This window comes from Blastococcus atacamensis (assembly GCF_002938425.1).
In the GTDB taxonomy this organism is placed as follows: Bacteria; Actinomycetota; Actinomycetes; order Mycobacteriales; family Geodermatophilaceae; genus Blastococcus; species Blastococcus atacamensis.
The window spans coordinates 1-6027 of sequence record NZ_POQU01000127.1; the positions used below are offsets into that span (position 1 = coordinate 1).

Sequence of the window (6027 nt, forward strand, 5' to 3'; positions counted from 1 at the left end):
TGAGCTTCTGCTGTGTTCTCTCTATCTTTTTTTTTATATTGATGCTGCACCCTACAGTATTCTCACGCTCCCTTTCGTCGGCACCTTCAGAGGGGTATAATAGACAGCCGATGCCCACCGCGGCGGCCCAGCCCCCGGGTGACGACCGGCCCACGACGACGATCCCGACGCCCGGTCCTCCCCCGGCGCCTCCTCCGCCGGGCGGGCCGAAGGTCACCGTCACGCGGGTGGCGGCCGCCCGCAGCCGGCAGCTGACCGTCGCCGCGGCCCGGCGGGTGCGGGCAGCCAGCCGCGCCGACGGTGCCGGCGAGAGCGGCCTCACCCAGTTGCTCTGGGTCAACGCCCTGCACATGGCCGGCGACGCGATGATCGCCGTGTCGCTGGCCGGCACGTTGTTCTTCGCCGCGACCACCGACGCACAGCGCGGCAACGTCGCCCTGTACCTGCTGGTGACGATGGCGCCCTTCGCCGTCGTAGCACCGGTGATCGGCCCGGCGCTGGACCGGCTGCAGCGCGGCCGCCGGTGGGCGATCGCCGCCTGCCACATCGGGCGCGCCGTGCTGGCGCTGGTGATGGCGGCGCACTTCGACGACCTCTGGCTCTACCCGGCGGCGCTCGGCGTGCTGGTGCTGTCCAAGGCGCACAACGTGCTGCGGGCCGCGGTGGTCCCCCGGGTCCTGCCCGGCGCGATGTCGCTGACCTCGGCCAACGCCCGTCTCTCGGTGTTCGGGCTGGCGACCGCCGGCGTCGGCGGGGCGCTGGCCGCAGGGATCGCCGCGACCGTCGGTTTCGACTGGGAGCTGTGGGCCACGGCCGCGGTGTTCGTCGCCGGCGCGGTGCTCGCCGTCCGGCTGCCCCGCCACGTGGACGTGCCGACCGGCGAGGAGCCGGCCGACGTCCTCAGCACCGCCGAGATCCGGGTCCCCGGCAGGCGTCGGCAGGTGAGCCCGCACGTCGTCCTCGCGCTGCGCGCGAACGCGGCGCTGCGCGGCCTGGGCGGTTTCCTCACCATCTTCTCGGCGTTCCTCGTGCAGGCGACCTTCGCCGACGGCTGGGAGGCGACCCTCGCCCTGGGCGCGCTGGCCGCCGCCGCGGGCGTGGGCAGCTTCGCGGGCACGGCGGTGGGCTCGCGGCTGCACGCCGCCGCACCGGACCGGCTGGTGTTCCACGCCGCCACCGCGGCCGCCGTGGTGACCGTGCTCGCCGCCGTGCTCTACAGCTTCTGGATGGCCGTGCTGGTCGCCGGGATCTCCGCCGTCGCCAACGCCATCGGCAAGGTCTCGCTCGACGCGATCATCCAGCGGGAGGTGCCCGACCGGCTGCGCGCCTCGGCCTTCGCGCGCTCGGAGACGATGCTGCAGCTGGCGTGGGTGGTCGGGGGGGCGCTCGGCATCGCCCTCCCCCCGACCGGCTGGCTGGGCTTCACGGTCGCGGCCGCGCTGCTCGCCGTCGCCGTCGGACTGGTGCTGTGGACCCTGCACCGCGGCCGTGCGACCGCGCCCGCGGCGGGGTCCCCGGAGCCGCCGACGACGCCGGTGGGACCGTCGTGGTCGTGAGAAGACCCGCGTCCGCCCTGCTCGTCCTCGGTCTCGCCGGCTCCCCGGCCGGGTGCGCCGGCGAGCCGGACGCACCCGGCGAGGTGCGCGCGCAGGCCGGCAGCCAGGACGTCACGGCCCGGCCCACGCAGTTCTGCCTGGACGGCGACAGGCAGCGCTACGAGGTCACGCCGCCGATCGTCGAGGTCTCCCCCGACACCACCATCTCCCTCACCGTGCCCGGGTCCGTCGCCGAACGCGGCTGGCAGGTCCAGGTCTTCGACGAGCAGCTGCAGCAGGTGCTCGGCGAGGTCGACGTGCCCGAGGGCACCGAGACGTTCACCGAGATCAATTCCTCCGACGTCGTCCCGCCGGCCTTCTACCTCGTGGTGATCGAGGACAAGGGCGGCGACTGCGGGGAGTGGACCGGCGCCTGGCCGGTCGGGTTCCTCCGCGCCGGCGGCTGAGCTCAGCCCTCCAGGTCGCCCGCGACGGCGCGCAGCACGGTGGCGACCTTGCGGGCGTGGCCACGCTCGGGGTGCCGGCCGTGGCGCAGCCCCTCGGAGACGTCGTCCAGCAGCTTGATCAGGTCCTCGATGATCGGGACCAGCTCGTCGGGCTTCTTCCGGTTGGCCGCCGCGACCGAGGCCGAGACCGACGGCAGCGGGTCGAGCAGCCGCACCTGCAGCGCCTGGTCGCCCCGGCGCCCGGCGACGATGCCGAACTCCACCCGCTGACCGGGCTTGAGGTCCGTGCCGGCCGGGAGCGCGTCCTTGTGCACGAAGACGTCGGGCCCGTCCTCACGGGAGAGGAAGCCGAAGCCCTTCTCCGCGTTGAACCACTTCACTCTGCCGGTGGGCACGGTGGATCCCTCAGTTCTCGGTGACGCGGCCTGCGGCCGGGGAACGACGCGGGGGCTCCGAGCCCCCCGGTGCACAGGTTAGCCGCCCGGGGTGACGGCCCGGACCTGCCTTTTCCCAGGCACTCCTACCCTGGCCCGGTGCCCGTTCCCCCGGACGCCCCCGACCACCCCGACTACCGGTTCACGCTGGCCAACGAGCGCACCCTGCTGGCCTGGCTGCGCACCGGCCTGGCCCTCGTCGCCGGCGGGGTCGCGGTGGCGACCTACGCCCCGGACCTGGGCGTCCGGTGGGGCAGCGCCGCGGTCGCGCTGTCCCTGGTCGCCATCGGGCTGCTGACCGCGCTCGCGGGCTACCGGCGGTGGCGGGCCAACGAGGGCGCGATCGAGGCCGGCCGGCCGCTGCCGGCGAGCCGGACCGTGCCCGCGGTCGCCGCCGCGGTCGCCGCGGTGGTGGTGGTCGTCGGGGTCCTCGTCGGGGTCGAGGTGCTGCAGCGGTGACCGCCGTCGAGACCCAGCCGGAGCGCACCGCGCTGGCCTGGCAGCGCACCGGCCTGGGCGTGCTGGCGGTCGCCGGGCTGCTCGGGCACCGGGCGCTGCACACCGGGCGGCCGGCGCTGCTCCTCGTCGCCGGGGCCACCGCGCTGCTCGGGCTGGCGGTGCTGGGCGCCCTCGCGCCGCGGCGCTACCGCCAGGTGCGGCTGCGCGTCGGGCACGGCGGGGCGGTCCGCGACCCGTGGGCAGCGCGGGCCGTCACGGTCGCGGTGCTGCTCACGGCGGCCGCCGCGGCCGTCTCGATCGTGCTCAGCTGAGCTGCGCCGCCGGCACGATCTCCAAGCGGGCGAGCAGCTGCAGGAAGACGACGGCGAAGTCGTTGCCGGCCACCTCGCGGGCGACGTGCGCCCAGTCCACCTGCTCCCGCAGCGCCCGCGCAACCGGCAGCGTCCGGGAGAAGTCGCAGTAGTGCTCGTCGAGGGCCATCAGCTTGGTGACGAGGATGTCGGTCGGGTCCAGCACCGGCATGTGCACCGAGAGGACCGGCAGCACCTCCGCCCGCTCGACCAGGTCCAGCTCCGCGGGTCGCCCGCAGGTGCGCCACAGCACGTCGACGAAGACGTCGTCGCGCACCACCTTGAGCAGCCAGTCCTCGGCCGGGTCGACGACCTCCAGCCCGGCGTCGGCCAGCGCCTTGGCGGCACGCTCCGCCTCCGCCGCGGGCACGAGGAAGTCGGCGTCGTGGTCGGGCTCGGGGGCGCCGCGCACCCAGGCGGCGTAGCCACCGCAGAGGGCGAAGGGCACCTCCCCCTGCTTCAGCGCCACGGCGGTGCGCTTGAGCAGGTCGCGCACCTGGTCGCGGGGAGATGGCTGCACGGAGGCCTCGCTACCCGGTGATCCCGTCGGCACGCGCGGTGTGGGTAGATCCGGGAGCCGGCGGGGCACAGGGAGCCCGTGCGCATCGCGACCTTCAACATCCTGCACGGACGTTCGCCCGAGGACGGGCGGGTCGACGTCGACCGGCTGGCCGCGGCCGTGACGAGCCTCGACGCCGACGTGCTGGGCCTGCAGGAGGTCGACCGCGACCAGCCGCGGTCGATGGGCGCGGACCTCACCGCCGTCGCCGCCGAGGCGATGGGCGCCGAGCACTCCCAGTTCGTCGCGGCCATCTCCGGAACCCCGGGCGGCACCTGGATGGCGGCCACCGGGGAGGAGCAGCCGGGCTCGGCCAGCTACGGGATCTCGCTGCTGTCCCGCTACCCCGTCGTCTCCTGGCGGGTGGTGCGCCTGGCCCCGCTGAACGCCCGGGTGCCCCTGTGGTCGCCGGACAACCGCCGCCTCTTCCTGCTCCACGACGAGCCCCGCGTCGCCGTCGCGGCAGTGCTCGACGGGCCGTTCGGGCAGTTCACGGTCTGCAACACCCACCTGACCTTCGTCCCCCGCTGGAACGGCCGGCAGCTGCGCACACTGGTGCGCTCACTGGAGGGCACCAGGGAGCCGCTGGTGCTCATGGGCGACCTGAACATGCAGCGGAAGGCGGCCGTCCGGCACAGCGGGATGGAGTCCATCGCGTCGGCCGCCACGTTTCCCGCGCCGCGGCCGACGCGGCAGCTGGACCACGTGCTGGTGCGCGGCGGGCTGCGGGCCGCGGGTCCCGCCGAGGCGGTGCGCCTGCCCCTGTCCGACCACCGGGCGCTGGCCGTGACGGTCGAGCCCGGCTGAGCGGCCGGACGGGTCGCGCCGCGGAGCCGTCCACGCCATCATTCCGGCATGGCCAGCAGCGGAACAGCCCGGATCCTGTCGCTCGTCGCCACCATCGTCCGGGTGGTGTGCGCGGTGATCGCCGCGGTGATCGTGGTCCACGCGCTGTTCGTGCTGTTCGAGGCCAACCCGGCCAACGGGCTGGTGGAGTTCGCCGCGAGCTGGCGCGACTCGTTCGGCTGGTTCACCAAGGACCTGTTCACGCCGTCGGACCCGAAGATCGCCGAGGCGATCAACGCCGGTCTGGCCGCGCTGATCTGGGTCGTGGTGGGGAGCCTGCTCTCCAAGCTCATCGTCCGGCTCGCCCCGGCGTCGTCGGGCAAGAAGGCCGACGCCTGAGGGGCCGCCGGCGGTCCCTGCGGACCGCCGGCGACGACTGCTCTCAGCGCTTGCGGTTCTCCGCGAGCTGCACGCCGGCCCGGTTCGGCTTGTCCGTCGGGTGGGCGTAGCGGATGCGCTCGGCCGGCAGCGGGAAGCTGTGGTCCTGGCCGAAGGGCGACAGGGAGCCGGCCACCGACGCCGAGAGCTCGGTCAGCGGCGGGCCGCCGTCCTCGGACTCGCCCCAGGTGGGCTCCACCAGGTGCGCGTGCTTCTCGTTGCGCTTGGCCATGACGCCTCCGTGTGCTGTGCCGTGCGCACCGTGCGGTGCGCTGTCGTCCCCCCATCTTCGCGCGTCGGCACCGGCCTCCGCACGCCACCGCCCCGTGCGGAGGAGGCGGGATGCCGCTCAGCGGCCGCGAGGAACCGAGCGCGCGCCGTAGACGGTGGTCGCGTCCTCGGTGGTCAGCACCCACCGGCCCTCGCCCACCGGGGCGGCCCGCACGGTGGCGCCGTCGAGCGCCTGCACCGCCCGCGTCCGCCAGACGGCCGTGCTCAGCAGCTGCAGGTGCACCTCGTCCTCGCCGCCGTAGGGCTCGAAGGAGAGGATCGCTGGACCGGCCACCCGCAACGTCCCGGTGCGCCAGGAGGTGGCCGACAGCCCCTGCCGCCAGCGACGGGTGCGGAGCAGGGCACCGGCCCCCACGACGACAGCAGCCGATCCGCCCACCACGAGCGCGAGGACGCCGACGCCCGCCCCGGGCGGCCGCGCGCCCCCGCCGTCGGCCACCGCGACCGCCGCGACGCCGAGCAGGACGCCCAGGACGACGGCGATGACCCCGCCGCCGAGCCAGCGCAGCGCACCCACCTGGTGGGCGGCCAGGGCGGTCCGCGTGGCCGGGTCCTCACTCGCGGGGTGCATCCCTCCATGCTGGCAGCAGCGTCGGCGGGGACCACGACGTAGCGTGGAGCGGATGTCCACGGAAGCCCCTGCGACGCTCGCCGCCTGGCTGCGCACCCGCAGCGACGAGCAGCTGAGCGCGTTGCTGGCGGCCCGTC

10 protein-coding genes are annotated in these 6027 nt (G+C 74.9%); 6 read left to right on the top strand and 4 right to left on the bottom strand.

Annotated features, from left to right (window positions below):
• Positions 1-110 precede the first annotated feature (110 nt).
• A complete protein-coding gene (locus C5508_RS18585; RefSeq protein ID WP_232797292.1) occupies positions 111-1556 on the top strand; it encodes an MFS transporter in 1446 nt (481 codons plus the stop codon).
• Positions 1553-2002, top strand: coding sequence for a DUF2771 domain-containing protein (locus C5508_RS18590; RefSeq protein WP_232797293.1), 450 nt, complete (start codon positions 1553-1555; stop codon positions 2000-2002). Before C5508_RS18585 ends, C5508_RS18590 begins: the two co-directional genes overlap by 4 nt.
• A gap of 2 nt (positions 2003-2004) precedes the next feature.
• On the opposite strand, the gene C5508_RS20805 is transcribed toward C5508_RS18590, so the two are convergent.
• Positions 2005-2397, bottom strand: a complete 393-nt coding sequence (locus C5508_RS20805) for a cold-shock protein (RefSeq protein ID WP_104526402.1) — start codon at positions 2395-2397, stop codon at positions 2005-2007.
• Positions 2398-2535: 138 nt separating this feature from the next.
• Between C5508_RS20805 and C5508_RS18600 the strand changes: the two genes are divergently transcribed.
• A complete protein-coding gene (locus C5508_RS18600) occupies positions 2536-2895 on the top strand; it encodes a YidH family protein (protein ID WP_104526403.1) in 360 nt (119 codons plus the stop codon).
• Positions 2892-3206, top strand: coding sequence for a DUF202 domain-containing protein (locus tag C5508_RS18605; RefSeq protein ID WP_104526404.1), 315 nt, complete (start codon positions 2892-2894; stop codon positions 3204-3206). Before C5508_RS18600 ends, C5508_RS18605 begins: the two co-directional genes overlap by 4 nt.
• Here C5508_RS18605 and C5508_RS18610 read toward each other — a convergent pair.
• Positions 3199-3765: a nucleotidyltransferase family protein gene (locus tag C5508_RS18610; RefSeq protein WP_104526405.1), complete on the bottom strand. Its 567-nt coding sequence runs from the start codon at positions 3763-3765 to the stop codon at positions 3199-3201. The genes C5508_RS18605 and C5508_RS18610 overlap by 8 nt on opposite strands.
• Before the next feature lie 78 nt (positions 3766-3843).
• Between C5508_RS18610 and C5508_RS18615 the strand changes: the two genes are divergently transcribed.
• Entirely contained in the window at positions 3844-4611 is a 768-nt protein-coding gene (locus C5508_RS18615) for an endonuclease/exonuclease/phosphatase family protein (protein ID WP_104526406.1), read from the top strand.
• Between the two features lie 48 nt (positions 4612-4659).
• Positions 4660-4989: a hypothetical protein gene (locus C5508_RS18620; protein ID WP_104526407.1), complete on the top strand. Its 330-nt coding sequence runs from the start codon at positions 4660-4662 to the stop codon at positions 4987-4989.
• 43 nt (positions 4990-5032) lie between these two features.
• Here C5508_RS18620 and C5508_RS18625 read toward each other — a convergent pair whose 3' ends face one another.
• Positions 5033-5260 (bottom strand): hypothetical protein, encoded by a 228-nt coding sequence (locus C5508_RS18625; protein ID WP_104526408.1) that lies wholly within the window; start codon positions 5258-5260, stop codon positions 5033-5035.
• A 117-nt stretch (positions 5261-5377) separates the two neighbouring features.
• A complete protein-coding gene (locus C5508_RS18630; protein ID WP_104526409.1) occupies positions 5378-5890 on the bottom strand; it encodes a hypothetical protein in 513 nt (170 codons plus the stop codon).
• Positions 5891-6027 lie beyond the last annotated feature (137 nt).